The 24,304-nt window shown below is 73.3% G+C and carries 24 protein-coding genes; 15 read left to right on the top strand and 9 right to left on the bottom strand.

The genetic code is table 11. The features are described 5' to 3' along the window. Positions 1-118 precede the first annotated feature (118 nt). Genes ACFC0Z_RS31150 through ACFC0Z_RS31140 form a run of 3 tightly spaced genes read left to right on the top strand, consistent with a single transcriptional unit; the run spans position 119 to position 2,972 of the window. Positions 119-1,123: a FecCD family ABC transporter permease gene (locus tag ACFC0Z_RS31150; protein ID WP_376445048.1), complete on the top strand. Its 1,005-nt coding sequence runs from the start codon at positions 119-121 to the stop codon at positions 1,121-1,123. Next, on the top strand, positions 1,120-2,172 hold the full coding sequence (locus ACFC0Z_RS31145) for a FecCD family ABC transporter permease (protein ID WP_376445046.1): 1,053 nt from the start codon (positions 1,120-1,122) through the stop codon (positions 2,170-2,172). The genes ACFC0Z_RS31150 and ACFC0Z_RS31145 overlap by 4 nt, the downstream gene beginning before the upstream one ends. A gap of 2 nt (positions 2,173-2,174) precedes the next feature. Beyond that, positions 2,175-2,972, top strand: a complete 798-nt coding sequence (locus tag ACFC0Z_RS31140) for an ABC transporter ATP-binding protein (protein WP_376445043.1) — start codon at positions 2,175-2,177, stop codon at positions 2,970-2,972. A gap of 428 nt (positions 2,973-3,400) precedes the next feature. Here ACFC0Z_RS31140 and ACFC0Z_RS31135 read toward each other — a convergent pair whose 3' ends face one another. Continuing rightward, the gene (locus tag ACFC0Z_RS31135; protein WP_376445040.1) at positions 3,401-4,261 is read right to left on the bottom strand and encodes a hypothetical protein; all 861 of its coding nucleotides are present in this window, start codon (positions 4,259-4,261) and stop codon (positions 3,401-3,403) included. 73 nt (positions 4,262-4,334) lie between these two features. On the opposite strand from ACFC0Z_RS31135, the gene ACFC0Z_RS31130 reads away from it, so the two are divergent. Then, entirely contained in the window at positions 4,335-6,872 is a 2,538-nt protein-coding gene (locus ACFC0Z_RS31130; protein WP_376445037.1) for a helicase-associated domain-containing protein, read from the top strand. An 18-nt stretch (positions 6,873-6,890) separates the two neighbouring features. Here ACFC0Z_RS31130 and ACFC0Z_RS31125 read toward each other — a convergent pair whose 3' ends face one another. Both ACFC0Z_RS31125 and ACFC0Z_RS31120 read right to left on the bottom strand, forming a co-directional pair. Then, positions 6,891-7,235, bottom strand: a complete 345-nt coding sequence (locus ACFC0Z_RS31125) for a type II toxin-antitoxin system PemK/MazF family toxin (protein ID WP_376445035.1) — start codon at positions 7,233-7,235, stop codon at positions 6,891-6,893. A gap of 2 nt (positions 7,236-7,237) precedes the next feature. Next, a complete protein-coding gene (locus ACFC0Z_RS31120) occupies positions 7,238-7,474 on the bottom strand; it encodes a hypothetical protein (RefSeq protein WP_376445032.1) in 237 nt (78 codons plus the stop codon). A 236-nt stretch (positions 7,475-7,710) separates the two neighbouring features. On the opposite strand from ACFC0Z_RS31120, the gene ACFC0Z_RS31115 reads away from it, so the two are divergent. Continuing rightward, positions 7,711-9,351, top strand: coding sequence for a DNA repair helicase XPB (locus ACFC0Z_RS31115; protein ID WP_376445029.1), 1,641 nt, complete (start codon positions 7,711-7,713; stop codon positions 9,349-9,351). Here ACFC0Z_RS31115 and ACFC0Z_RS31110 read toward each other — a convergent pair. Beyond that, the gene (locus ACFC0Z_RS31110; RefSeq protein ID WP_376445026.1) at positions 9,348-9,533 is read right to left on the bottom strand and encodes a hypothetical protein; all 186 of its coding nucleotides are present in this window, start codon (positions 9,531-9,533) and stop codon (positions 9,348-9,350) included. The two genes, ACFC0Z_RS31115 and ACFC0Z_RS31110, sit on opposite strands and share 4 nt — an antisense overlap. Positions 9,534-9,872: 339 nt before the next feature. Between ACFC0Z_RS31110 and ACFC0Z_RS31105 the strand changes: the two genes are divergently transcribed. From ACFC0Z_RS31105 to ACFC0Z_RS31085, 5 genes are all read left to right on the top strand, one after another. After that, the gene (locus ACFC0Z_RS31105; RefSeq protein WP_376445096.1) at positions 9,873-11,894 is read left to right on the top strand and encodes a HelD family protein; all 2,022 of its coding nucleotides are present in this window, start codon (positions 9,873-9,875) and stop codon (positions 11,892-11,894) included. Continuing rightward, entirely contained in the window at positions 11,891-12,298 is a 408-nt protein-coding gene (locus tag ACFC0Z_RS31100; RefSeq protein ID WP_376445023.1) for a VOC family protein, read from the top strand. The genes ACFC0Z_RS31105 and ACFC0Z_RS31100 overlap by 4 nt, the downstream gene beginning before the upstream one ends. 188 nt (positions 12,299-12,486) lie before the next feature. After that, the gene (locus ACFC0Z_RS31095) at positions 12,487-12,957 is read left to right on the top strand and encodes a hypothetical protein (RefSeq protein ID WP_376445020.1); all 471 of its coding nucleotides are present in this window, start codon (positions 12,487-12,489) and stop codon (positions 12,955-12,957) included. Between the two features lie 2 nt (positions 12,958-12,959). Continuing rightward, positions 12,960-13,688 (top strand): hypothetical protein, encoded by a 729-nt coding sequence (locus ACFC0Z_RS31090; RefSeq protein WP_376445017.1) that lies wholly within the window; start codon positions 12,960-12,962, stop codon positions 13,686-13,688. A 17-nt stretch (positions 13,689-13,705) separates the two neighbouring features. Continuing rightward, complete coding sequence (locus ACFC0Z_RS31085) at positions 13,706-14,695, top strand: transporter substrate-binding domain-containing protein (protein ID WP_376445015.1); 990 nt, start codon at positions 13,706-13,708, stop codon at positions 14,693-14,695. Here the strand turns inward: ACFC0Z_RS31085 and ACFC0Z_RS31080 are convergent. The 3 genes from ACFC0Z_RS31080 to ACFC0Z_RS31070 all read right to left on the bottom strand — a co-directional run bounded on the left by ACFC0Z_RS31080 (position 14,692) and on the right by ACFC0Z_RS31070 (position 17,497). Beyond that, positions 14,692-15,597, bottom strand: a complete 906-nt coding sequence (locus ACFC0Z_RS31080) for a phosphotransferase (RefSeq protein ID WP_376445012.1) — start codon at positions 15,595-15,597, stop codon at positions 14,692-14,694. The genes ACFC0Z_RS31085 and ACFC0Z_RS31080 overlap by 4 nt on opposite strands. 138 nt (positions 15,598-15,735) lie before the next feature. Next, the gene (locus ACFC0Z_RS31075; RefSeq protein ID WP_376445009.1) at positions 15,736-16,434 is read right to left on the bottom strand and encodes a copper homeostasis protein CutC; all 699 of its coding nucleotides are present in this window, start codon (positions 16,432-16,434) and stop codon (positions 15,736-15,738) included. A gap of 70 nt (positions 16,435-16,504) precedes the next feature. Continuing rightward, positions 16,505-17,497 (bottom strand): hypothetical protein, encoded by a 993-nt coding sequence (locus ACFC0Z_RS31070; protein WP_376445007.1) that lies wholly within the window; start codon positions 17,495-17,497, stop codon positions 16,505-16,507. Positions 17,498-17,663: 166 nt separating this feature from the next. Here ACFC0Z_RS31070 and ACFC0Z_RS31065 point away from each other — a divergent pair, with 166 nt between their 5' ends. The 4 genes from ACFC0Z_RS31065 to ACFC0Z_RS31050 all read left to right on the top strand — a co-directional run bounded on the left by ACFC0Z_RS31065 (position 17,664) and on the right by ACFC0Z_RS31050 (position 21,672). Next, positions 17,664-17,951, top strand: a complete 288-nt coding sequence (locus ACFC0Z_RS31065) for a cation transporter (RefSeq protein WP_376445004.1) — start codon at positions 17,664-17,666, stop codon at positions 17,949-17,951. Positions 17,952-17,994: 43 nt separating this feature from the next. Continuing rightward, entirely contained in the window at positions 17,995-20,277 is a 2,283-nt protein-coding gene (locus tag ACFC0Z_RS31060; RefSeq protein ID WP_376445002.1) for a heavy metal translocating P-type ATPase, read from the top strand. A gap of 119 nt (positions 20,278-20,396) precedes the next feature. Beyond that, complete coding sequence (locus tag ACFC0Z_RS31055) at positions 20,397-21,353, top strand: hypothetical protein (protein WP_376445000.1); 957 nt, start codon at positions 20,397-20,399, stop codon at positions 21,351-21,353. A gap of 13 nt (positions 21,354-21,366) precedes the next feature. Next, positions 21,367-21,672 (top strand): hypothetical protein, encoded by a 306-nt coding sequence (locus tag ACFC0Z_RS31050; RefSeq protein ID WP_376444998.1) that lies wholly within the window; start codon positions 21,367-21,369, stop codon positions 21,670-21,672. Positions 21,673-21,685: 13 nt separating this feature from the next. Here the strand turns inward: ACFC0Z_RS31050 and ACFC0Z_RS31045 are convergent, their stop codons facing one another. Further along, positions 21,686-22,468 (bottom strand): MBL fold metallo-hydrolase, encoded by a 783-nt coding sequence (locus ACFC0Z_RS31045; protein WP_376444995.1) that lies wholly within the window; start codon positions 22,466-22,468, stop codon positions 21,686-21,688. Then, positions 22,465-23,058, bottom strand: coding sequence for an NADPH-dependent FMN reductase (locus tag ACFC0Z_RS31040; RefSeq protein ID WP_376444992.1), 594 nt, complete (start codon positions 23,056-23,058; stop codon positions 22,465-22,467). The genes ACFC0Z_RS31045 and ACFC0Z_RS31040 overlap by 4 nt, the downstream gene beginning before the upstream one ends. A gap of 128 nt (positions 23,059-23,186) precedes the next feature. Between ACFC0Z_RS31040 and ACFC0Z_RS31035 the strand changes: the two genes are divergently transcribed. After that, positions 23,187-24,290 carry an MFS transporter gene (locus ACFC0Z_RS31035; RefSeq protein WP_376444989.1) on the top strand — a complete coding sequence of 368 codons (1,104 nt, stop codon included), beginning with the start codon at positions 23,187-23,189 and terminating at the stop codon, positions 24,288-24,290. The last annotated feature ends 14 nt before the right edge of the window (positions 24,291-24,304 follow it).

The following is a 24,304-nucleotide window of genomic DNA, read 5'->3' as shown; positions in this document are numbered from 1 at the left end:
ATTCTCCGGGACCCTCGCCGGGACCTTGGGCCCCGGTCGGGCCGATCTGTGTGCTGCATACACTGAGCCTGCACCGAGCAAGTGAGCCAAGCCTTACCAAACCTCCCCCTGGGGTCCCATGTCAGCCGCTTTCCCCTCCAGACGCGTCCTCGCGACCTCGGCGGCTGTCGTCGCTCTGCTCGTCGCCGTCCTCCTCAGCCTCGCCGTCGGCGCCCGCGCCATCGCCCCCTCGACCGTCTTCGACGCGCTGCTGCACGGCGGGACGAGCGACGACGCCCAGGTCGTACGGGAGCTCCGCGTCCCCCGTACGGTCATCGGGCTCATGGTCGGCGCCGCGCTCGCGCTCGCCGGGACCGCCCTCCAGGGCATCACCCGCAACCCGATCGCCGACCCCGGCATCCTCGGCATCAGCCAGGGCTCGTCCGTGGCCGTCGTCCTCGCCATCGCGTTCCTCGGCGTGCACGACCTCAGCGGGTACGTGTGGTTCGCCTTCGCCGGCGCCGCCCTCGCCTCCGTCGCCGTCTACGCCATCGCCTCCGGCGGGCGCGGCGGCGCGACGCCCGTGAAACTGGCGCTCGGCGGAGCCGCCATCAACGCGCTCCTGCTGTCCGTCACCACCGGCATCCTCACGACGAAGGCCTCGGCGCTCGACGAGTTCCGGTTCTGGCAGATCGGCTCGCTCGACGGCCGGGACGCCGAGATCATCGGCCAGATCTGGCCCTTCCTGCTCCTCGGCCTGATCCTCGTCCTCTCCGTGGCGCGCGGCCTCGACGCGCTCGCGCTCGGCGAGGACGTCGCCAAGGGGCTCGGGCAGCGGGTCGCGACCGTACGGATCGTCGGCGGGCTCGGCGCCACCGTCCTCACCGGCGTGGCCGTCGCCGCCGCAGGCCCGGTCGCCTTCGTGGGCCTCGCCGTCCCGCACATCGCGCGGGCCGTCGTCGGCTCCGACCACCGGTGGGTGCTGCCGATGGCCATGCTCATCGGGCCCGTCATGCTGCTCGTCGCCGACGTCGCCGGGCGGATCGTGTTCCCGCCGGGCGAGGTGCCGGCCGGCGTGATGACGGCGCTGATCGGGGTGCCGTTCCTGGTGACGCTGGTGCGGCGGAAGGCGGTGCCGGCATGAGCGCGGTGACACCGGCCGGTTATCGGCTGATACGCGTCGGGCGCGCGTCCTTCCTCGTGCACCGGCGGTCGGCGGCCGTCGCCGCCGGGCTGGTGCTGCTGCTCGCCGCCGCCTCCGTCGCGTACCTCTGCGTCGGCGAACGGTTCGTGCCGCCGTCGGAGATCGTCCGCATCCTCCTCGGCGAGTCCTCGCCGTCCGCGTTCGTCGTCGAGAAACTGCGCGAACCGCGGCTCGCCACGGCGCTCGCCGTCGGAGCGGCGTTCGGCATCGCGGGCGCGCTCATCCAGACCGTCGCCCGCAACCCGCTCGCCAGCCCCGACATCATCGGCATCAGCCAGGGCGCCGGGGCCGTCACCGTCGCCGCGATGACCTTCGGGTTCGCCTCGTACACCGTCCTGCCGTACCTCTCGATCGCCGGCGGCGTGCTCGCCGCCGCCCTCGTCTACGCCTTCGCGTGGCGGGGCGGCCTGCACGCGACCCGGTTCGTGCTCATCGGCATCGGATTCGCGATCGCCCTGCGGTCGCTCACCACGCTGTTCATGACGAAGGGCGACTTCCTCGTCGCCCAGCAGGCACAGATCTGGATGACCGGCTCCCTCAACGGGCGAGGCTGGGAGGAATCCGCGCCGATCCGCTGGACGCTGCTCCTCATGCTCCCCGCCGTCCTGTGGGCCGCCCGCGCCCAGCGGACCGTGTCCCTGGACGACGACACGGCGACCGGGCTCGGCGTACGGCTCGGACGGGTACGGCTCGGACTCGTCGCCGTCGGCGTCATCCTCGCGTCCGTCGCCACCGGAGTCGCCGGACCCGTCGACTTCGTGGCGCTCCTCGCGCCGCAGATCGCCCGCCGCATGACGCGGACCGCGCAGGTCCCGCTGCTCTGCTCCGCGCTCGGCGGAGCGGTCATCGTCGTCGTGGCCGACCTGCTGGGCCGGCGGCTCTTCTCACCCGTCGAACTGCCCGTGGGCGTGCTCACGGCCGCCGTCGGCGCCCCGTATCTGATCTGGCTCATCGTGCGGAGCCGAGCTGTTGGTGGAGGTAAGGCGTGACCATGACCAGGTTGACCGCGAACCGGCTGACTCTCGCGTACGAGGACCGGACCGTCGTCGAATCCCTCGACCTCGCCGTCCCCGACGGCAAGGTCACGGTCATCGTCGGACCGAACGCCTGCGGCAAATCGACCACCCTGCGGGCGCTCGGACGACTGCTCAAGCCGGCGGGCGGGGCGGTCCTCCTCGACGGGGAATCCCTCGCGAAACTGCCGACGAAACGGATCGCCCAGTCGATCGGCCTGCTCCCGCAGACCCCCGTCGCCCCCGAGGCGATCACCGTCGCCGACCTCGTCTCGCGCGGCCGCCAGCCGCACCAGGCCTGGTGGAAGCAGTGGTCCGAGGAGGACGAACGGGCCGTCGTCGACGCCATGGCCCGAACGGACGTCACGGCGCTCGCGGACCGGTCCGTGGACGAGCTGTCCGGGGGGCAGCGGCAGCGGGTCTGGATCGCGATGGCGCTCGCGCAGGAAACGGACCTGCTGCTCCTCGACGAACCGACGACCTACCTGGACATCGCGCACCAGGTCGAAGTCCTGGACCTCGTGCGCCGCCTCAACCGGCTGCGCGGCCGGACGATCGTGCTCGTCCTCCACGACCTCAACCAGGCCGCCCGGTACGCCGACCACCTCGTCGCGATGAAGGCGGGGCGGGTGGTGGCGGAGGGCGCGCCGGGGGATGTCGTGACGGCGGAACTGGTGCGGGACGTGTTCGGACTGGAGTCGGTGGTGGTTCCGGATCCGGTGACGGGGTCGCCGCTGGTGGTGCCGGGGGTGCCGTGGGAGGTGGGTGGGGAGTAGGGGGTGGGGGGCGCCTGCGGGTCCGGGGCGCCTGCGGGTCCGGGGGCCGCTGCGCGGGGCCTTCACCCCACCCCGCCCCTTCCCGAAACCGGGGGCAAGCCCCCGGACCCCCGTACGGCCTGACGGCCGTGCCCTCAAACGCCGGGCAGGCTGAGATTTCCCGCCCTGCGGGCGGAAATCCAGCCGCGCTGGCGCTTGATGCGCACTTCAGCCCCGCCGGCGTTTGAGGCGCGGGGTCCGGGGCGGAGCCCCGAGTGCTTCAGCCCGTCGGGCATCAGCGGACCCGGGCCCGGGGCGGAGGCCCTAACGCTTCAGCCCGTCCGGCGTTTGAGGACCGGGGTCCGGGGCAGCGCCCCGGTTTCGGGAAGGGGCGGGGTGGGGTGGAGGCCCCGCGCAGCGGCCCCCCGCCAACCCGCCCGCCCGCACCCTCACCGTCTCCGCGACCTCCACACCAAGAACAGCGCCGACGCCACCGCCGCCCCCCGCAGCACCCACGGCCACGTCTCCGCGATCGCCGCGCTCATCGCCGGGCCGCCCGCCGCCACCGGTTCGCCCCAGCGGCCGCCTACGCGGCCCCAGATCCAGGCGATGCCGGCCGTCGCCGACAGGCCGGGGAGGACGAGGACGGCGGTCTTGATCTCGGCGGGGGTCAGGCGGCGGGAGGCGTACGCCAGGATCCAGCCCGCCGCCAGGGCGATCAGGGAGCCGTAGATCGCTCCGCCCAGGAGCAGCAGGGCGGCCAGGAGGACGAAGGGGTTCGAGAAGCGGGGCAGGCGGCGGCCGCCGGTGGGGAGGGGGAGGGGGGAGGGGTCCTCGTGGTCCTCGTACTCCTCCTCGTCCTCGGGCTCCTGCTGGGGGTTCCCGCGGCGCAGTCTCGTCCTCAGGCGCCTCCACGCGCTCCGCCGTTCGGCGGAACCTTCCTCCTCCTGTGACTCGTCCTCCTCCGGCTCCGGCTCCGGCGCGAAGAACAGGTCCGGGCGTTCGATCCCGCCCTCGAAGCCGAGCTTCTCCTCGCCCTCCGTGCTCCACCAGTCCGGCTGGCGCGGGGCCGGGACCGATGTCGGGGCGCGGTCCACCACCTCGTCCGGTGTTCCCAGCTCGCCGAGGATTCCCCGTACCGTCTCCTCCGATTCCGAGGAGTCCGCCGCGCCCGCCCGCCTCCGGTCGATCTCGCTCCGCAGCGTCGACACCAGCCGCATCCGGTCGCTCTCCGGCAGCTCCCGCTGCTGCGCCAGGTCGCCGACCCTGCTCAGGTAGTCGTAGACCAACTGGTCGTTCTCGAACCCCACGGTGCCCCTCCCCAGCCGGTTCGCCCGGTACGGACCCGACGGTAGCGCGCGGGCAGGGGCTAACGTGGTGCGGATGGGGATCGGTGAGCTCGACCGGGAGGCGCACGTGCCCGAAGCAACTGGCGCCGCAGCCGCGGCCGCGCCGCGCACGCTCGCGGAGGCGCTGCGCGCGCGGGGCGACGAGGGGCTCGCCGCGCTGCTGCGCGCCCGGCCGGATCTGCTGAGTCCCGTGCCGAACGATCTGACGCAGTTGGCGACCCGTGCCGGCACGCGCGGTTCGGTCGTGCGGGCGGTCGAGCGGCTGGACCGGTTCGCGCTCCAGACGGCCGAGGCGCTCGCGGTGGCCCCGGACCCGACCCCGTACCCCGTACTCCTCGCCCTGCTCACCGGCGACGAGCCCGAGCCGGCGATCGAGGCCGCGCTGCCCGGCGCCGTCGCCCTGCTCCGCGAGCAGGCGCTCGTGTGGGGTGACGACGAGCGGCTGCGGCTCGTGCGGACGGCGCGGGAGCTGCTCGCGCCGTCGGCGCAGCACCCGTCCCCGACCGGTCTGGGGCCGACCGTCGCCGAGGCGACTTCCGGGATGTCCCCGGGCCGTGTGCAGGAGATCATCGAGGCGGCCGGGCTGCCCGCGACGCACGACCCGGTGTCGGCCGTCGCCGCGCTGACCGCGCTCTTCACGGACCGCGTCCGCATGGGCGCGCTTCTCGACACCGCGCCGCCGGAGGCCCTGGGCGTCGTCGACCGGCTGGTCTGGGGACCGCCGTACGGCGAGGTCACGGCCAATCCGGCGCCGCCCGTGCGCTGGCTGCGGGACCGTGGCCTGCTCCTGCCCGTGTCGGCGCGGACGATGGTCCTGCCGCGTGAGGTGGCGCTGCACCTGCGCGGGGGGCGGGCGCACCGCGCGCCCGAGCCGGTGGCTCCGGAGCCGCTGGTCTCGCGCGAGTACCGTCCCCAGGTTGTGGACAGTGCCGCCGCCGGTCAGGCGCACGTCGCCCTCGCGACCGTCGAGGAGCTCCTGAAGTCCTGGGATCTCGGCGGCCCGCCGGTCCTGCGGGCGGGCGGCATGGCCGTACGGGACCTGAAGCGGGTCGCGGCCGAGCTCGACGTGTCCGAGCGGATCGCCGCGTTCTGGATGGAGCTGGGGTACGGGGCGGGGCTGCTCGCCTCCGACGGCGAGGCCGACGAGCGGTACGCGCCGACGCCCGCCTACGACGACTGGCTCGACCTCCCGCCCGCCGAGCGGTGGGCCGCGCTCGTCACGCCCTGGCTAACCGCGACCCGCACCGCCGGGCTCGTCGGCGGCCAGGACGCGAAGGGGCGGACGCTGTCCGCGCTCGGCCCCGACCTGGACCGGTCCGCCGCGCCCGAGGTACGCCACCGGGTGCTGCTGCTCCTCGCGACCCTGCCGCCCGGCTCCGCCGCCGATCCGGAGTCGCTGCTCGCGCGGCTGCGGTGGGAGCGGCCGCTGCGCGGAGCAGGGGACGCGGGAGGGGCGGATCTGCGGTCGGATCTGCGGTCGCTCGTCGCCGGCTGGACCCTCGAAGAGGCCGAGCTGCTCGGGCTCACCGGGCGCGGCGCGCTCTCCGGACCCGCCCGCGCCCTGCTGAACCTGCCGCTCGCCGAGGCCGCCTCGGCCACCGACGAGGGCGGCGGCGTCGAACCGTCGGTCGCCGCGACCCGGGCGGCGACGCTGCTCGCGCCGCTGCTTCCCGAGGCCGTCGACCACGTCCTCCTCCAGGCCGACCTGACGGCCGTCGCGCCCGGGCCGCTGCGGCGGCCCCTCGCCGACGCGCTCGGCGTCCTCGCGGACGTGGAGTCGAAGGGCGGTGCGACGGTCTACCGCTTCACTCCCGGTTCCGTGCGGCGCGCGCTCGACTCCGGGCAGACCGCGACCGACCTGCACGCCTTCCTCGCCGCGCACTCCCGGACGCCCGTCCCGCAGCCGCTGGCCTATCTCATCGACGACGTGGCCCGGCGGCACGGCCACCTGAAGGTGGGGGCGGCCTCGGCGTACGTGCGCTGCGACGACGACACCGTCCTCGGCGAGATCCTCGCCGACCGGCGCTCGGCCCACCTGGGCCTGCGGCGGCTCGCGCCAACGGTCCTCGCGGCGCAGGCCGACCCGGTGACGCTGCTCGACGGGCTGCGGGCCCTCGGCTACGCGCCGGCGGCCGAGTCCGCCGAGGGCGACCTCCTGATCGCCCGCGCCGACGCGTACCGCACCTCGGCCCGTACGGCCCCGGTGCCCGTCCCCGACGGCCCGCCCACGCCGGACGCGACCCTGCTCGGCGCGGCGGTGAAGGCGATCCGGGCGGGCGACCGGGCGGCGACGGCGGTACGCAAGGAGCCGGCCGCCCCCACGACCTCCGGCGGCCTGCCCCGCACGTCCGCGGCCGAGACCCTGGCGACGGTCCAGATGGCGGCGATGACGGGCACGGCGGTCTGGATCGGGTACGTCAACGCGGAGGGCGCGGCGAGCCAGCGGGTCATCGCCCCCGTACGGGTGGAAGGCGGCTTCGTGACGGGCTACGACCACACGGCCGACGAGGTCCGCACGTATCCGCTGCACCGGATCACGGGGGTGGCGGAGCTGGCGGACGACCAGGTCTGAGGGCGACCGGGTTTGGGCTCAGTCCAGTTCGAGGACGACGCGCACCCTCGCCTCGACGGCGGCGAGTTCCGAGGGCGCGAGCAGCCCGAGCATGCGGCGCAGTCGCGGCTTGCCGACAGTGTGCAGTTCGGTGCAGTCGACGTACGACTCCGCGTACTTCTTGAGGCCGCTCTCCGGGCCGACGGCGACGTGCGTCTCCTCCGGCCCGGACGTGCCGGTGACCAGCGCGACCGTGACACCGGCGAGGCGTCGGGAGATCCTGTTGGCCGTCAGCACGACCACGGGGTGCGGCCCGGTCGGCTGGGGAAAGGCGCAGGCCCACACCTGGCCGCGCAGCGGAGGCATCGAGAGGGTCGGCGTCACGCTCAGAACTCCGCCGTGTCCGCTGCCGCGAGGTCCGCCTCGGTGACCAGTTCGTCGAGCAGCGGGCCGGGGGCTCCGCCCTCCCCGTAGAACCGGGCGATGTTCCGCGCCGCCTCGATCTGGCGGGCCTCCCTGTGCAGGAGCCGGATGGCCTCCCGCAGTGCGTCCGAGGTCGATTCGAGGCGCAGTATCGCCATCGTCTCCCGCAGGTCCGCCCAGTCCTGCCGGGAGAGCCTCACCTGGGCAGGGCTGCCGGCCGTCTCCGCCGCTCGTGCGGCCGCTCGTCCAGACGCTTGTCCAGCCGCTCGTTCAGCCGCTCGTTCAGCCGCCATGGGAATCGACTCCCCGCCTCGCGTAATACATCTGTCATACGGGTACCTCGCGAGCATCCCACGCACTGCCCCGCATCGGCAACCATGCTGCACACTGGAGGATTGGCCGTCGTCGGAGCGGCCCGGGAAGGATCTGATCGCGCGTGAACGGTCCACTCATCGTCCAGAGTGACAAGACGCTGCTCCTGGAGGTCGACCACGAGCTCGCCGAGGCGTGCCGCCGGGCCATCGCGCCGTTCGCGGAGCTGGAGCGGGCGCCCGAGCACATCCACACGTACCGGCTCACGCCGCTCGGGCTGTGGAACGCGCGGGCCGCCGGGCACGACGCCGAGCAGGTCGTGGACGCGCTCGTCGAGTACTCCCGCTACCCCGTGCCGAACGCCCTGCTCGTCGACATCGCCGAGACGATGGACCGGTACGGGCGGCTGACCCTGTCCAAGCACCCGGCGCACGGGCTCGTGCTCACCACCACCGACCGGCCGGTGCTCGAAGAGATCCTGCGGTCGAAGAAGGTGCAGCCGCTGGTCGGCGCCCGGATCGACCCGGACACCGTCGTCGTGCACCCCTCCGAGCGCGGGCAGATCAAGCAGACGCTGCTCAAGCTGGGCTGGCCGGCCGAGGACCTCGCCGGGTACGTGGACGGGGAGGCGCACCCGATCGAGCTCGCGGAGGACGGCTGGACCCTGCGGCCGTACCAGCGGCAGGCCGTGGACGGCTTCTGGCACGGCGGTTCCGGCGTCGTCGTGCTGCCCTGCGGCGCGGGCAAGACGCTCGTCGGCGCCGGCGCGATGGCCGAGGCCAAGGCGACGACGCTGATCCTCGTCACGAACACCGTCTCGGCCCGGCAGTGGAAGGCCGAGCTGGTGAAGCGGACCTCGCTGACGGAGGACGAGATCGGCGAGTACAGCGGGACCCGGAAGGAGATCCGGCCCGTCACGATCGCCACGTACCAGGTACTGACGACCAAGCGGAAGGGCATCTACCCGCACCTGGAGCTCTTCGACTCCCGCGACTGGGGTCTCGTCGTCTACGACGAGGTCCACCTGCTGCCCGCGCCGGTCTTCAAGTTCACCGCCGACCTCCAGGCACGGCGGCGGCTCGGGCTCACCGCGACCCTCGTCCGCGAGGACGGGCGCGAGTCCGACGTCTTCTCGCTCATCGGGCCCAAGCGGTTCGACGCGCCGTGGAAGGAGATCGAGGCGCAGGGCTACATCGCGCCGGCCGACTGCGTCGAGGTCCGGGTGAACCTCACCGACTCCGAGCGGCTCGCGTACGCGACGGCCGAGCCGGAGGAGAAGTACCGCTTCTGCGCGACGACGGCGACGAAGCGGAAGGTCACGGAAGCGCTGGTCAAGAAGTTCGAGGGGCAGCAGATCCTCGTCATCGGCCAGTACATCGACCAGCTCGACGAGCTCGGCGCGCACCTCGACGCGCCCGTCATCAAGGGCGAGACGTCGAACAAGGAGCGGGAGCGTCTCTTCGACGCGTTCCGCAACGGCGAGATCAGCGTGCTCGTGGTGTCGAAGGTCGCGAACTTCTCCATCGACCTGCCGGAGGCCACGGTCGCCATCCAGGTCTCGGGCACCTTCGGCTCCCGCCAGGAGGAGGCCCAGCGCCTGGGACGGGTGCTGCGCCCGAAGGCGGACGGTCACCAGGCGCACTTCTACTCGGTCGTCGCGCGGGACACGATCGACCAGGACTTCGCGGCGCACCGGCAGCGGTTCCTGGCGGAGCAGGGGTACGCGTACCGGATCGTCGACGCGGACGAGCTGCTCGCGCCCTAACGGATGTGCGTGGGGCGGGGGTCTCTGACTCCCGCCTCCGGCGGGCCGTAGTCGCCGAGGAGGGCGACCGAGACGGCCGCGCCGCCGAAGGCGCGTATCGCCCGGAGGGTCCTGGCCAGGGCGTGGGGCCGGAGGCGGGGTCGGGGTCGGGTGGTCACGAGGGTGAAGGTCGTCGCTGCCATGTCTCCATGATGGAATCCGGACATTCCGAACACATCGGCCTGGGGTGGGAATCCTCGTACGCCTCACGTCGGACGCCGTCCCCTAGGGGGTGTCTTGGCGGATGACGTTCGCCCCTCCCACCCGCACCGCGTTACACTCGTCGGCTCCCCCGCCTCCCGTTTCACGGAGCGCCGCCGCCCGGTCGGAAACCGGCGGCCACCTTGTCGTGTCCGTGTAACCACCTGCTCGGAGGCTTCGTCGTGTCCACACCCGCACCCGTACCCGATACCGATTCCGGTGCCGATCCGCTCGCCCGGGAGCGCGCCCACCTCGCCTCCTCCCGTGCCGCCCTGCGCGCCATGCGCGAGGACGTCGAGGCGCTCGACATCAAGGACGTCACGGCGAACTGGGTCAACTCCCTCGTCCTCGGGCGGCAGATCGAGGACCGGATCAAGGCGCTCGCCGACCTCGCCGACACCCCGCTGTTCTTCGGCCGGCTCGACTACCTGCACACCACGCAGGAGGGCCAGCGCTTCTACATCGGCCGGCGGCACGTCCACGACGCCGACGGCGACCCGATGGTCATCGACTGGCGCGCGCCGGTCTCGCAGCCGTACTACCAGGCCTCGAAGAAGGACCCGCAGGACGTCGGGCTGCGCCGCCGCTTCGGGTACACGGGCGGCGAGCTCACCGCGTACGAGGACGAGCACCTCTCCGACCCCTCCGAGCTCGAACACACCAGCCGCCTGCTCCAGGCCGAGATCGAGCGGCCCCGCGTCGGCCCCATGCGGGACATCGTCGCCACGATCCAGCCCGAGCAGGACGGGATCGTCCGCTCCGACCTGGCCGGCACGGTCTGCGTCCAGGGAGGCCCGGGGACCGGCAAGACCGCCGTCGGCCTGCACCGTGTCGCGTACCTGCTGTACGCGTTCCGGGAGCGGCTGGCCCGCACCGGCACCCTCGTCATCGGGCCGAACCGCTCCTTCCTCCAGTACATCGAGCAGGTCCTCCCCGCCCTCGGCGAGCTGGACGTCCAGCAGGCGACCGTCGACGACCTCGTCGCGCACGTCGAGGTGCGCGGTACGGACGAGGCGGCGACCGCCGTCGTCAAGGGCGACGCCCGCATGGCGGAGGTCCTGCGCCGCGCCCTGCGCTCGCACATCGCGATGCCGACGGAGGCGCTGATGGTCGTGCGCGGCTCGCGGCGCTGGCGCGTCCCCGCGTACGAGATCGAGGAGATGGTCCGGGAGCTGACGGACCGTGACATCCGTTACGGGGCCGCCCGCGAGGCGCTCCCGCAGCGGATCGCGCACGCCGTCCTCGTCCGGATGGAGGAGGCGGGCGAGGCGCCCGACGACCGGGTGCAGAACGCGGTCGCGCGGAACACGGCCGTGAAGGCCGTCGTGAAGGAGTGCTGGCCGCTCGTCGAGCCCGCGAAGCTGGTGCTGCGGCTCCTCTCCGACGCGGAGTTCCTGGCCGAGCACGCCGACGGCGTGCTCACCGAGGACGAGCAGAAGCTGCTGCTCTGGGCGAAGCCCGCGCGGAGCGTGAAGGCCGCGAAGTGGTCGGCGGCGGACGCCGTCCTCATCGACGAGGCCCGCGACCTGATCGAGCGGACCCACTCGCTCGGCCACGTCGTCCTCGACGAGGCCCAGGACCTGTCCCCCATGCAGTACCGGGCCGTCGGCCGCCGCTGCACCACCGGCTCCGCGACCATCCTCGGCGACCTCGCGCAGGGCACGACCCCGTGGGCGACGGAGAGCTGGGCGCAGGCGCTCGCGCACCTGGGGAAGCCGGAGGCGCTCGTCGAGGAGCTGACCGCCGGCTTCCGCGTGCCGCGCGAGGTCATCGCGTACGCCTCCCGGCTCCTCCCCCACATGTCGCCGGGGCTCGCCCCCGTCGCCTCCGTACGGGAGAACCCGGGCTCGCTGGAGATCCGCGCGGCCACCGGGGACACCGGGGACACCCTGGACGCCGGGGACACCCTGGACGCCGGGGACACCCTGGACGCCGGGGACACCCTGGACGCCGACGTGGTCGCGGCCTGCCGCGACTCCCTCGCCCACGAGGGCTCCATCGGCCTGATCGCCGCCGACGCGCGGATCGCGCCGCTCGCGGAGGCGCTGACGGCCGCCGGGCTCGCGTACCTCTCCCCCGGCGAGGAGACGAGCGCCGAGTCCCGGCTGACACTGGTCCCCGCCTCGCTCGCGAAGGGCCTGGAGTACGACTACGTGGTCCTGGACGAGCCGGCGGCGGTCGTCGACGGCGAGCCCGACGAGCGGACGGGTCTGCGGCGGCTGTACGTGGCGCTGACGCGTGCCGTGTCCGGCCTGACGATCGTTCACGCGGCGCCGCTGCCGACGCAGTTGGGGGAGCTGTGAGCCCCTCCGCGCCCGTCGGCGCCCTGCACCACGTCGAACTGTGGGTGGGCGACCTGGCCGTCGCCGAGACGAGCTTCGGGTGGCTCCTCGGCGCCCTCGGGTACACGCCCTTCCAGCACTGGGAGGGCGGCCGGAGCTGGGCGCTCGGCGGCACGTACCTCGTCGTCGAGCAGTCCCCGGCGCGTACGTCGGACGGCCACGACCGGCTCCGCCCCGGCCTCAACCACCTGGCCTTCCACGCGGGCGACCGCGCCGCCGTCGACGCCCTCGCGGCGGCCGCCCCGGAGCACGGCTGGCGGCTGATGTTCGCCGACCGTCACCCGTACGCGGGCGGCGAAGGCCACTACGCGGCCTACCTGGAGAACGGGGACGGCTTCGAAGTGGAGCTCATCGCGTCCGTTTGAAGCGGGGATCGAACCAGGGATCGAATCGGGGGAACCCGCTCCCGCCTGCGGGTTCTCATGATCCACCAACTTCCTTCACAACGCCCTGAATTGGACACTGCGCGACCCCTCGGCGAGGGCTTACCATCACTCTGCGCTCACCGAGATTCCCGTGCACCGCGTGCACGAACGGAACACCTGGGGGACCTGTGTCAGAACTGCTCACTGTCACCGCGGAAGTCGCTCCCTACCTCTCCACCTTCTTCGGCACCCTCGGCGGGGCGGTGGCGACCACCGCCGTCCAGCGCGTCGCCGACGGAAGCGTGGACGCGGGCGAGGGCTTCCTCCGCCGCCTCGTCCCCTGGGGCGACCGCACCGATCCGGAGCTCCTCGACGAGGACGAGGAGCGCCAGGCGGACGCGGGCCTCTCGCGGCTCGACGAGGACGAACGACGCGAGCTGGCCGGGGTGCTGACCGACTGGCTGGCCGAGGCGGAGGAGGACGGGGTCGTGCCCGATCCGGAACGGCTGGTGGAGCTCGTACGGGAACGGGAGACCGACCCGGAGGCCGCGGCATTGGCCCCGCCCCCGGCCGTCACCAAGACCTACACCACCTCCGGCCCGAACTCGCCGATCATCGACAAGGTCGGCGACAACGCCACGTTCAACTTCGGCACCTGACCATGGCCGGAACAGACGGAAGAGGCGGCAGAGGAGGCCGGGGCGACCGAGGCGGCGGGGACGAGAGCTACAGCACCAACGGGAGCAACTCGCCGCTCATCGTGCCCCGGGGCGACAACACCGTCATCAACTTCAAGTTCATCCAGCGCCTCCTGGAGGCGCTGCCCCTCCTCGTCGCCATCGCCGTCGTCGCGTACACCGTCCAGACCTGGCCCGGCGGCCCGCAGAACCAGTACGTCCTCTTCTACGGGTTCCTCGTCGTCGGCTTCGTCTGCTCCGTCGCGTACGCCGTCCGGGGCCAGGGGTGGCTCGTGCTCACCCTGGCCCTGGGCGGCACCCTCCTCGCCTTCGGCACCCACGCGTACGTCGCCCGCAACGGCGAGGTCTCCGTCACCGTCACCGCCCCGGACCGGCTCACCCCGTCCGTCGCCCACGAGATCGTCATGGTCGCCCCTGCGCCCGACAAGGTCCGTGACCGGCTCCGGATCACGCTGGCCTTCTACGACGTCGACCCCGACGCCCCCACCTGTGTCCACCGGACGACCGGGACCCTGTCGGCCACCACCGCCGGCGTCACGCCCAGTTCGGTCCTGGTCACGGCCGACTCCCCCGTCGTCGACCTCGACCTCGGGGGGAACCAGGGGGCAGTAGTCCTCTCCCTCGTCCCGCACACCGACCCGAACTGCGCCATGCGCCTCGGGACCGTGACGGGCACTCTTCACAACCGCTGAACCCCGGAGGTACGTGCGTGAGCGTCACCCACAAGGCGGGACGTCGGTCCCTCGGACTCCGGCTGGGGGCGCTCGTCTTACCCGCGCTCCTCGCCGCGGGCTGCGCCACCACCGGGGGCACCGGCACCGCGCCTCCCACCCAGTCCCAGCCGGACCCGGCACCGGCGCCGCTGGACCCGTCGGACCGGGCGATCCTCGCCGAGGGCCAGACCATCCGGCTCGGGATGAAGAGCGACCAGCCCGGCACCGGCTTCATGCGGCACGCCAAGCAGTTCGAGGGATTCGACCTGGTGATCACCAGTCAGCTGGTGACCCTGGTCGGCCTCAACTCCGCGTCCGTCAAGCCCACAGCGGTCGGGTCCGCGGACCGGATCCCGGACCTCCAGAACAAGGATCTCGACCTGGTCGCCGCGACCTTCTCCATCACGTCCAAGCGCACCATGGCGCGCCCCGCGGGCGACGGCCTCGACTTCGTGGGCCCGTACGCCACCACGTACCAGGGCATCCTCGTCCGGGCCGAGGACAAGGACCGCTACCGCACCCTCGCCGACCTCGACTACAAGCAGGTCTGTGTCTGGGGTGACACGACGTCGAAGAACGAGCTGGACAAGCCCGCGTACGAGAAGATCCGCAAGCTGCCCCTGACGGACGCCGGGGAATGCGTCCAGGCCCTCAAGAAGGGCGAGGTGGACGCCGTCTCCACCGACCGGCTGATCCTCTTCGGCTTCGCGCACGCCGACCCCTCGGTCGTCGTCGCCCCGAAGATCAAACTGGGCGACCCCAACCAGTACGGCATCGCCATGCTCCGCACCCCCCGCCACCTCAAGGACTGCCAACGGCTCCGGGAGGCCCTGAAGCAGTACCTCAGCGGCAACGACTGGGACCGCGACTTCCGCGACAGCTTCCCCTCCATCGCCGAGGAGGACCTCATCAGGGCGCGCCCCAAGGCCTCCGAGGTCGACGCCCTGTCCTGCCGCGAACGCCCGGGGAACGCGCCAGCGAGCTAGGACCTGTCCGGCCCCTGTGCCGGGAACTCCGGAAGCGCCTGGGACCACGTGCGGTGGGCGACGGCGGCGAGGACCGGGTTCTTCTCGCGGTAGTACGCCTCCGTCACCAGGCCCCAGCTCAGGGCCCAGCCCCGGCCGCGGGCCCAGGTGGTGTCGTCGACCTCGGCGGCCTCGCGGAAGGCGGGGCGGGTGTCGGGGGTGAGGAGGGACCAGGCCGGGAGCAGGTCGACGGCCGGGTCGCCCGTGCCGAGGCCGCCGAAGTCGATGACCGCGCTGAGGCGGCCCTCGTGGGTGAGGACGTTGCCGGGGAGCAGGTCGGCGTGGATCCAGACGGGGGCGCCCTCCCACTGCGGGAGGCGCCGGACCGACTCCCATGCCTCCGTCGCCCGCTCCGCGTCGACCGTGCCGTCGGCGGCGAGCGTCCGGATCGCGCCCGGCGTGGCGCCCTCCTCCCAGTCCATGACCGTGCCGCCCCGGAAGGACTCCGGCGCGCCGGTCGCGTCGAGGGCGCGGAGCGCGGCCGTGAAGCGGCCCAACTGCTCGGCGGCGTGCGGGAGGTCGGCGATCGGGGCGGTGAACGCGTCGGAGCCTTCGAGCCACGCGTACACGGCCCATTCCAGCGGGAAGCCCTCCCCGGGCGCGCCGAGCGCGAGCGGCGCGGGGACGGGGAGCGGGAGGTGGGGGGCGAGGCGCGGGAGCCAGCGGTGCTCCATGGCCGACTGCCCCGCCGCCCAGTCCGCCTTCGGCAGCCGTACGACGAGGTCGTCGCCCAGGCGGAACATCGCGTTGTCCGTACCGGCCGAGGCCACCTCCCGTACCGGGAGGTCCGCCCACGCGGGGAACTGGGCGGCGAGCAGGCGCCTCACGAGGTCGGTGTCGGTGGCGATGCCGGAGGTCGTCATGGGGGTGAGGCTAGGCGGGGGCCTTCCCGTACGGCCACGGGTTTTGCGGGCGGCCACGGGTTTGCGACGGCCACGGGTTTTGCGACGGCCACGGGTTTTGCGACGGCGCCGCCGTCGTGGGCCCCACCCCCTGCGGGGCTACGCGTCGACCGCCTCGCGCCACACCCGTACCGCGTCCGCCGAGACCGGGGCCGTCCAGCCCTGGGGGCGGGCCGCGCCGCCGATGTGGAAGGCGTCGAGGCCGGCGGCGCGCAGTTCGGGGAGGTGGTCGAGGCGCAGGCCGCCGCCGACGAGGATGCGGGCCTCGTAGCCGGGCTCGCCCGCGCGGGCGGCCTCGGCCTTGAGGGTGGCGAGGCCGTCGTCGACGCCCGTCGCCGAGCCCGCCGTCAGGTAGGTGTCGAGGCCGGGGAGGTCGGCGAGGCGCTTGCGCAGGCCGTCGCGGTCGGTGGTGCGGTCGATCGCGCGGTGGAAGGTCCAGCGGCAGCCGTCGAGGACGGCGATGAGGCGCTCGACGGCGACGAGGTCGGGCTCGCCGTCGACGGTGAGGAAGCCGAGGACGAACTCGTCCGCGCCCGCCTCGCGGAGCTCCGCGGCACGGGCGACGAGGGTGTCGATGCCCTCGGGGCCGCCGGCCGAGAAGCCGTCGGTGAGGCGGAGCATCACGCGCAGCGGGATGTCGACGGCGGCGCGGATGGCGGCGAAGTCGGCCACGGACGGGGTGAGGCCGTCGGCCGCCATGTCCGTGACGAGTTCGAGGCGGTCGGCACCACCGGTCTGGGCAGCGACCGCGTCCTCCACGTCGAGGGCGATCACCTCAAGGACTGCACGGTTGCTCATCGCTGCCCATTCCTCCATGAATGACGGCTACAGGTCGGTCTACGCCTACAGGTCTAGTCCAATGACCAGACTAGCCGTGCGCGTGGCCCGATGCACCGTCCCTGGACACCTCGGGAGCGGGAACGTTCCCGCGACCCGTGTCCGCACCCGTGTCCGCACCCGCGTCCGCACCCGTGTCCGCGTCCACAGCTGCGCCCGCGCCCGCGGTGACCGTGAAGGCCGCCGTGCGGACCTTCCCCTCGTGCTGGAAGTCCAGAAACAGACGGTACGTCCCCGCGCTGGGCGCCGTCGCGGTGAAGGAGACGTCCGGGCCGGGACCCCCCTCGTTCGGGTGTACGTGCAGGTAGGCGAGGTCGCCGTCGCGGAGGGCGACGAGGTGCCCGTACGCCCCGAGGTACGGCTCCAGGTCGGTGACCGGCTTCCCCGCCTTGGAGACGGTCAGCCGCAGCTCGCCCGCCTTGCCCGGGTCGAGGGTGCCGCCGAGGCGGACCCGGTAGCCGTCGACGTCCGCCGTCGGCGCGACGGCGGGCAGCGGCTTCGGGGCGAAGGCCCCCGGTACGGCGAGGTCGGCGCCGAGCGTGACGGCCCCGGCGCCCGGGGCGGCGGGCGTGAAGTCGGCGAAGGCCTTGTAGGCGCCGGCGGCGGGAAGGTCCGCGTCCACCGACCAGGTGCCGTCGGCCGCCCGGACCGGGTGCAGGTGGCGGAAGGTCGTGAGGTCGCGCGAGGCGACGATGAAGTGGAGCTGCTTGCCGTGCTCGGTGGCGAAGGCGGTGACCTTCTCGCCGGCCGCGTCCTTGATGGCGAACCTGAGGGTGCTCTTGCCGCGCGCGGGGGTCGGGGTGTCGAGCGCGAGGGTGTAGCCACCCTCGGAGACCTGGAGGCCGCCGGGGAGGTCGGCGGGGGCCGACGCCCCCGTCTCCCCGGCCGCCGCCTCCGCGTGCTCCGCGTGCGTCGCCTCCCGCGGCTCGTCGACCGGGCCGACCGCCTGGCCCACCCCGTACGCGGCGCCGAACGTCGCGGCGAGCGCTGCGGCGAATGCGGTGATCTTCACTCCGGTGTTCATGGCTGCTCTCCCGTAGGGCGTAGAGACCTTCGACTGCACTTCACGATACCCCTGGGGGGTATAAATTCAAGTGCGGTCGACCCTTGCACACCACACCCCTGGGGGGTATACATTGACACCGAAGCCGAGATACCCCCCAAGGGTATCCAGACAAGGGAGACACACCATGGGTTCCTGCTGCACCCCCGACAACAGCTGCTCCACCGCCACCGACGGCACCACCACGGTCACCATCGTCGAGAGCACCACCACGGCCTACGCGGTCTCCGGCATGACCTGCGGCCACTGCAAGACCGCGATCACCACCTCCGTCAGCGCCCTCGCCGGCGTCATCTCCGTGGACGTCGACGTCACCGCCGGCCTGGTCACCGTCACCACCGGCGGCGCACCGGACGACGCCGCCATCGCCGCCGCCATCGACGACGCGGGCTACGAGCTCACCGGCCGCGCCTGACCCGCACCCGCCCCCGAACCACCGCCCACGAGGAGCAGCACTCATGACCACGACCGCCCCGGGCACCGCCACCGCCCAGGTCGAGCTCGCCATCGGCGGCATGACCTGCGCCTCGTGCGCGGCCCGCATCGAGAAGAAGCTCAACCGCATGGACGGGGTCGAGGCCACCGTCAACTACGCGACCGAGAAGGCGAAGGTCACCTTCGACGCGGGCGCCGACGTCGACGTCGCCGCCCTGATCGCCACCGTCGAGGCCACCGGCTACACCGCCAAGGAGCCGGAGCCGCCGAAGAGCGAGGCCCCCGGAGCCCCCGAGGGCCCCTCCGACGAGGAGATCGCCGACGCCGAACTCCGGCCGCTCAAGCAGCGCCTGATCACCGCCGTCGTCCTCGCCGTGCCGACGATCCTCATGGCGATGGTCCCGGCCTTCCAGTTCGAGTACTGGCAGTGGCTGAGCCTCACGCTCGCCGCGCCCGTCGTCACGTACGCCGCCTGGCCCTTCCACAAGGCCGCCTGGACCAACGCCAGGCACGGCGCGGCCACCATGGACACGCTGATCTCGGTCGGTACGAGCGCCGCGTTCCTGTGGTCCGTGTGGGCGCTGTTCTTCGGCACCGCCGGTACGCCGGGGATGACGCACCCCTTCGAGTTCACGATCGCCCGCTCCGACGGCGCCGGGAACATCTACCTGGAGGCCGCCGCCGGCGTCACCGCCTTCATCCTGGCCGGCCGCTACTTCGAGGCCCGCTCGAAGCGGAAGGCGGGCGCGGCGCTCAAGGCGCTCCTCCAGCTCGGCGCGAAGGAGGTCACCGTCCTGCGGGGCGGCGGCGAGGTCACCGTACCGACCGCCGAACTCCAGGTCGGGGACCGCTTCCTGGTCCGCCCCGGCGAGAAGATCGCCACCGACGGCACCGTCGTCGAGGGGTCGTCGGCCGTCGACGCCTCCATGCTGACCGGCGAGTCCGTCCCGGTCGAGGTCTCCGTCGGCGACTCCGTCACCGGCGCCACCCTGAACGCCGGGGGCCGCCTCGTCGTCGAGGCCACCCGCGTCGGCGCCGACACCCAGCTCGCCCGCATGGCGAAGCTCGTCGAGGACGCGCAGAACGGCAAGGCCGCCGCCCAGCGCCTCGCCGACCGGATCTCCGCCGTCTTCGTCCCGGTCGTCATCGCACTCGCCCTCGGCACCCTCGGCTTCTGGCTGGGTACGGGCCAGGGCCTCACCGCCGCGTTCACCGCGGCCGTCGCCGTCCTGATCATCGCCTGCCCCTGCGCCCTCGGCCTGGCCACCCCGACCGCCCTCATGGTCGGCACCGGCCGCGGCGCGCAGCTCGGCATCCTCATCAAGGGCCCCGAGGTCCTGGAGACCACCCGCAAGGTCGACACGATCGTCCTCGACAAGACCGGCACCGTCACCACCGGCCGTATGACCCTCCTCAAGGTCCACACCGCCGACGGCACCGACGAGACCGACGTCCTGCGCCTCGCCGGCGCCCTGGAGCACTCCTCCGAGCACCCGATCGCCCAGGCCGTCGCCACCGGCGCCGCCGCCCGGGTCGGCACCCTGCCCACCCCCGAGGACTTCGCCAACGTCCCCGGCCTCGGCGTCCAGGGCATCGTCGACGGCCACGCCGTCCTCGTCGGCCGCGAGCGGCTGCTCGACGAGTGGGCGATGACGCTCCCGCCGAAGCTGAAGACCGCGAAGGACACGGCCGAGAAGGCCGGGAAGACCGCCATCGCGGTCGCCTGGGACGGCGAGGCCCGCGCGGTCCTCGAAGTCGCCGACGCGGTGAAGGAGACCAGCGCCGAGGCCATCCGGCGGCTCCGCGCCCTCGGCCTCACCCCGATCCTGCTCACCGGCGACAACACGGCGGTCGCCGAGGCCGTCGCCGCCGAGGTCGGCATCGACGAGGTCATCGCGGAGGTCATGCCGCAGGACAAGGTCGACGTCGTCAAGCGCCTCCAGGCGGAGGGCCGTTCGGTCGCCATGGTCGGCGACGGCGTCAACGACGCCGCCGCGCTCGCCCAGGCCGACCTCGGCCTCGCGATGGGCACCGGCACCGACGCCGCCATCGAGGCCGGCGACCTGACCCTCGTACGGGGAGACCTGCGGGCCGCCGCCGACGCGATCCGGCTCTCCCGCAAGACGCTCGGCACGATCCGCTCGAACCTCTTCTGGGCCTTCGCCTACAACGTGGCCGCCCTGCCGCTCGCCGCGGCCGGACTGCTCAACCCGATGATCGCGGGAGCGGCCATGGCCTTCTCCTCGGTCTTCGTGGTCGGCAACAGCCTCCGCCTGCGGGGCTTCCAGGCGGCGGACAAGGCCTGAGGATCCATCCCCGTCATGGGGGTCCTGCCGTCCTTGTGACGTCAGGACCCCCATGAGACGGTGAACGCCACACGGGGACGCGTGCGCCAACACGCGTACGAGGAGGGGGAGTTCACGCCATGGGAACCACCGAGGACCTGTACCGGCTCCTGATCGACCAGTACCTCACCAAGGTCGAGGCCCGGCAGGATGCGTACTACGCGGTGGCCACCGGCCTGCGCTCCTACGCCGACCTGATCGGGAACAACGCGGGCGACGCGAACCTCGCCGTCCAGCGCCTCCTGTCCAGCGGCAGCGGCGAGGCGATGGACGCCCTCGCCGCCCACTGGGCGAAGGTCCTCGGCCACGACACGCAGTCGATGGCGGACGCGGCCCGGCTGACGGCCGACGTGGCGACGACGATCGGCGCCGCCATCGAGACGGCCAAACTCCAGAACATCGAGATCGCCGCCACCTGCGCCGCGGAGTGCACCGCCACGATCGTCGCGGGCGCCCTCACCTTCGGCGCCTCCCAGCCCGTCGTGAACGCGGCCTTCGCCAAGGCCCAGTACGCGTCACAGACCCTCGTCGTCGGCTGCCACCGCCGCATCTCCGCCGACCTGGCCTCGCTCCAGAGCACCCCGTCCGTCGCGGCCCTCCCCACGATCGTCACGGACCTGGCGTCGGGAGTAGGCGGGGGCACGGGCGGGGGCGGGGGCGCGGGCCAGGACTCCGGCCGCGCCTGGGGCAACACCCTCCCCGGCACGGGCACGGGCGGCACGACCCTCCGCGTCGACCACGCCGAACACGAACGCGCCGCCGGCCGCCTCCGCGAGGAGGCCGTCGAGGTCTGGGGCACCACCGCCGGCACCATCCAGGGCTGCCAGGGCGACCACAACAACGCCGCCAACAGCGGCACCCTCGGCGCCGCCATCGGCGGCGTCCTCGGCCCGGTCCTCCAGAACCTCTCCTCGGCCACCACCGAGTTCGGCGCCCACCTGGACGGCGCACTCGCCGACGCGATCCTCCAGATCTCCCTCGACCAGCAGTCCACGGACGGCGACCTCAAGCAGCGGATGTCGGATCTGGACCGCTAGCTAGGCTGAGGACATGAACAGATCACTGTCGTCGCTGTCGCTGTGGTCGCGGGACTCGTTCCTGTCCGTCGGGTCCGTGGGGTCGGTGCTGTCCGTGGGATCGGTCGGGTCCTTCCTCTCCGTCGGGTCGGTGGGGTCGGCGCTGTCCGTGGGGTCCGTCGGGTCCTGGGTGAGCGTCGGGTCGCTGCTGTCCGCGCGGTCGGCGTGGTCGGTGATGTCGTACCGGTCGCGGTGCGGGGTGATGGCGGCCGGAGCGGGAGCGGTCGCGGCGGGGGTCGTAGCGGTGGGTGCCGTGCTCGCCGTACGGGCCCGGGGCTAGGGGTCGGGCGGCCTTAGAGCGGCTCCTCGACGCCCGGGGTCAGGCGGCGGAGGCGGCCGGTGAGGTCCGGGGTGGCGAAGGCCTCGTCGATGCGCGCCGGGTCCTCGGCGAAGTGGTCCCAGCCCTCGAAGTGGAGCGGGATCACCGTGCGCGCGCCGAGTGCGCGGGCGAGTTCGGCGCCGTCGCGCGCGCTCATCGAGAAGGCGCGGTCGCCGGTGGACGGGAAGTGGGCGTCGCCGAGGTGGAGGAAGGCGATGTCGACGGGGAAGTGGTGGCCGATCGCCGTCAGGGCGTCGTGGCGGACGGTGTCCCCCGAGAGGTAGAGGTGGACCGTCGCGCCGTTCTCGTCCTCGTAGGCGAGGACGAAGCCCGTCACCGGGCCCGTCACGTGTTCCGTGCCCTCCGGGCCGTGCCGGGCCGGGGTCGCGGTGACCGTGACCGTGGTGGCGCCGGCCGTGACCTTGCGGCTCTCCCAGGGGGCGAGCCCCTCCGCGCGCCCGCCGAGGCGGTCGGCGGCCTCCGGGGTGGTGAGGACGGCGGCGGCCCGTTCGAGGACCTCGCGGCCGGTGTGGTCGAGGTTGTCGGCGTGCTGGTCGTGGGAGAGCAGCACCAGGTCGACGGGCGGCAGCCGGTCTGCGGTGACCGCCGGGCCCGCCGTGCGGCGGAGGGGGCGGGCGGCCGGGTAGTCGGTGGGGGCGGGGTCGAACGCCGGGTCCGTGAGGACGGTGAGGTCGCCGATCCGGAGGAGGACGGTGGCGGTGCCGATGTACGTGACGGTGTTCGTCGTTGCGGTCATGACGCCGCTGCCTCGATCTTCGTCTGGAGCTCCGTCAGGAGGCCGCGGAGCAGGTCGATCGTGATCTCGTCCGTCAGCTGACCGGCCTCGTCGAAGCGCTCGTGCGAGCGGAAGACGTGGACCTCGGGCTTCACGACGACGTCGCTGTCCGTCCAGAGGAAGAGCTGTCGCAGCGCGAGCTGCGCGCGGACGGTGCCGAAGGCGGTGGGCGCGGCGCCGAGGATCGCGGTGGGCTTGCGGTGCAGGGGGAGGCCCTCGGTGCGGGTCCAGTCGGTGCTGAGCCAGTCGAGGGCGTTCTTGAGGACGCCGGGGACGCCGTAGTTGAACTCGGGCGTGGCGATGAGCAGGCCGTCCGCCTCCGTGACCCGGCGGCGGAGGTCCTGGACCACGGCCGGGCGGAGCTCGGGGGTGTCGAGGTCCATGTCGTACGGCGGGATCGAGCGGAGTTCCTCGTAGATCTCGATGTCCTGGCCGGTGTTGAACTTCTGGGCGGCGCGGAGGAGCTGGGTGTTGTGGGAGTCGGCGCGGAGCGAGCCGGAGAGGGCGAGGATCTTCGACGCGGTCGTGGACGCGGTCGTGGACGCGGTCATGGGAGCTCCTTGGAGGCGAGGCGGGGTGGGCCGTGCTCGATGACCAGAAAGCTAAACCGATCGGTTCAGTCTGTCAACAGAACGGTTCAGTCTTGACGGTGAACTGAATCGTGTAGTTCATTGAAGCCATGGTTCACGCCACCGCCACGCCGCGGGCCCTGGCGCCCTCCGCGCCCTCCGGCCCCCTCCTCGCCCTCCTCGCCGCACCCGCCGCCATGGGTGTCTCCGGCCCCACCCTCGCCCTCCCCGAAGCCGCCCGCGCGCTCGCCGTCTCCCCCGGAGCGGCGGCCTGGCTGATGACGGCCTACGGCATCGGCATGGCCGTCGGCACCCCCCTGCTCTCCGCCGCCGGCGGACGGCGCGGACCCGCCCGGACCGTCCAGGCCGGCGCCCTCCTCGTCCTCCTCGGCGCCCTCCTCGTCGGCCTCGCCCCGAACCTCCCCCTCGCCGTCGCCGGCCGCGCCCTGGAAGCCGTCGGCGCGGCCGGACTCAACGTCGCCGCCTTCCAGTTCGCCGCCCGCGACCACTCGGGCCGCGCGCCCGGGATCGTCGCCATCGGCAGCGCGGTCGGCGGCACGACGGGGGTCTTCCTGGGAGCCGCCGTCGCCGAGGTGCTCGGCTGGCGCTCGGCGCTCGTCCTGCCGGTGCTCGGGCTGCTCGCCGTGGGGCCTGTGCTGCGGGGGAACGGGTGGGGCCGGCCGGTGGGCGGGCCCGCGCGCGAAGGGCGCAGCCCCCGTACCCCCGCCTTGCCCGTGGACGTGCTGCGCGCGCCGGGATTCCGCACCGCCGCCGGGCTCATGCTCGGGCTCGCCACCGTCAACTTCGCGATTCTGTACGGAGCTCCGCGCCGCGTCGCCGACCTCACCGGCTGGGGCCCGACCGGTACGGGCGCGGCCGCCTCGGTCGCCGCCCTCCTCGGGGCGCTGCTCTCCTGGTGGCTGGTCCGCGCCGCGCCGGGACTCGGCACGCGCCGCGTACGGCTGATCCTCGTGGGCGGGGCCGCGACGGCGGCGGCGCTGGCCGGGTTCGCGCCGTGGGCGGTGGTCGTCCTGGCCGGTTCGGCGGCGAGTTCGCTGGTCACCGCCGGCGGTCAGGGGCTGCTGACGGGCCCGGCGGCGGAGGGCCTCCCGGAGGAGCGGCGGGGGACGGCGATCGGGCTGTTCAACCTGGCGTTCCTGATCGGGGTGGCGGTGGGGCCGGCGCTCGCGGAGGGGTTGCTGACGACGAGTTGACGGCGACGAGGACC

The organism is Streptomyces sp. NPDC056144 (genome assembly GCF_042264145.1).
Classification (GTDB): domain Bacteria; phylum Actinomycetota; class Actinomycetes; order Streptomycetales; family Streptomycetaceae; genus Streptomyces.
The sequence above is the reverse complement of the archived record's forward strand: the minus strand, read 5'-3'. Positions and strand labels throughout refer to the sequence as shown.

What these genes read in the sequence shown, in the direction of transcription:
- ACFC0Z_RS31150 (WP_376445048.1), top strand. Translation starts at nt 119, where the DNA reads ATGTCAGCCGCTTTCCCCTCCAGACGCGTCCTCGCGACCTCGGCGGCT.
- ACFC0Z_RS31145 (WP_376445046.1), top strand. Translation starts at nt 1,120, where the DNA reads ATGAGCGCGGTGACACCGGCCGGTTATCGGCTGATACGCGTCGGGCGC.
- ACFC0Z_RS31140 (WP_376445043.1), top strand. Translation starts at nt 2,175, where the DNA reads ATGACCAGGTTGACCGCGAACCGGCTGACTCTCGCGTACGAGGACCGG.
- ACFC0Z_RS31130 (WP_376445037.1), top strand. Translation starts at nt 4,335, where the DNA reads ATGGGGATCGGTGAGCTCGACCGGGAGGCGCACGTGCCCGAAGCAACT.
- ACFC0Z_RS31110 (WP_376445026.1), bottom strand. Translation starts at nt 9,533, where the DNA reads ATGGCAGCGACGACCTTCACCCTCGTGACCACCCGACCCCGACCCCGC.
- ACFC0Z_RS31105 (WP_376445096.1), top strand. Translation starts at nt 9,873, where the DNA reads ATGCGCGAGGACGTCGAGGCGCTCGACATCAAGGACGTCACGGCGAAC.
- ACFC0Z_RS31090 (WP_376445017.1), top strand. Translation starts at nt 12,960, where the DNA reads ATGGCCGGAACAGACGGAAGAGGCGGCAGAGGAGGCCGGGGCGACCGA.
- ACFC0Z_RS31080 (WP_376445012.1), bottom strand. Translation starts at nt 15,597, where the DNA reads ATGACGACCTCCGGCATCGCCACCGACACCGACCTCGTGAGGCGCCTG.
- ACFC0Z_RS31075 (WP_376445009.1), bottom strand. Translation starts at nt 16,434, where the DNA reads ATGAGCAACCGTGCAGTCCTTGAGGTGATCGCCCTCGACGTGGAGGAC.
- ACFC0Z_RS31070 (WP_376445007.1), bottom strand. Translation starts at nt 17,497, where the DNA reads ATGAACACCGGAGTGAAGATCACCGCATTCGCCGCAGCGCTCGCCGCG.
- ACFC0Z_RS31065 (WP_376445004.1), top strand. Translation starts at nt 17,664, where the DNA reads ATGGGTTCCTGCTGCACCCCCGACAACAGCTGCTCCACCGCCACCGAC.
- ACFC0Z_RS31060 (WP_376445002.1), top strand. Translation starts at nt 17,995, where the DNA reads ATGACCACGACCGCCCCGGGCACCGCCACCGCCCAGGTCGAGCTCGCC.
- ACFC0Z_RS31055 (WP_376445000.1), top strand. Translation starts at nt 20,397, where the DNA reads ATGGGAACCACCGAGGACCTGTACCGGCTCCTGATCGACCAGTACCTC.
- ACFC0Z_RS31050 (WP_376444998.1), top strand. Translation starts at nt 21,367, where the DNA reads ATGAACAGATCACTGTCGTCGCTGTCGCTGTGGTCGCGGGACTCGTTC.
- ACFC0Z_RS31045 (WP_376444995.1), bottom strand. Translation starts at nt 22,468, where the DNA reads ATGACCGCAACGACGAACACCGTCACGTACATCGGCACCGCCACCGTC.
- ACFC0Z_RS31040 (WP_376444992.1), bottom strand. Translation starts at nt 23,058, where the DNA reads ATGACCGCGTCCACGACCGCGTCCACGACCGCGTCGAAGATCCTCGCC.
- ACFC0Z_RS31035 (WP_376444989.1), top strand. Translation starts at nt 23,187, where the DNA reads ATGGTTCACGCCACCGCCACGCCGCGGGCCCTGGCGCCCTCCGCGCCC.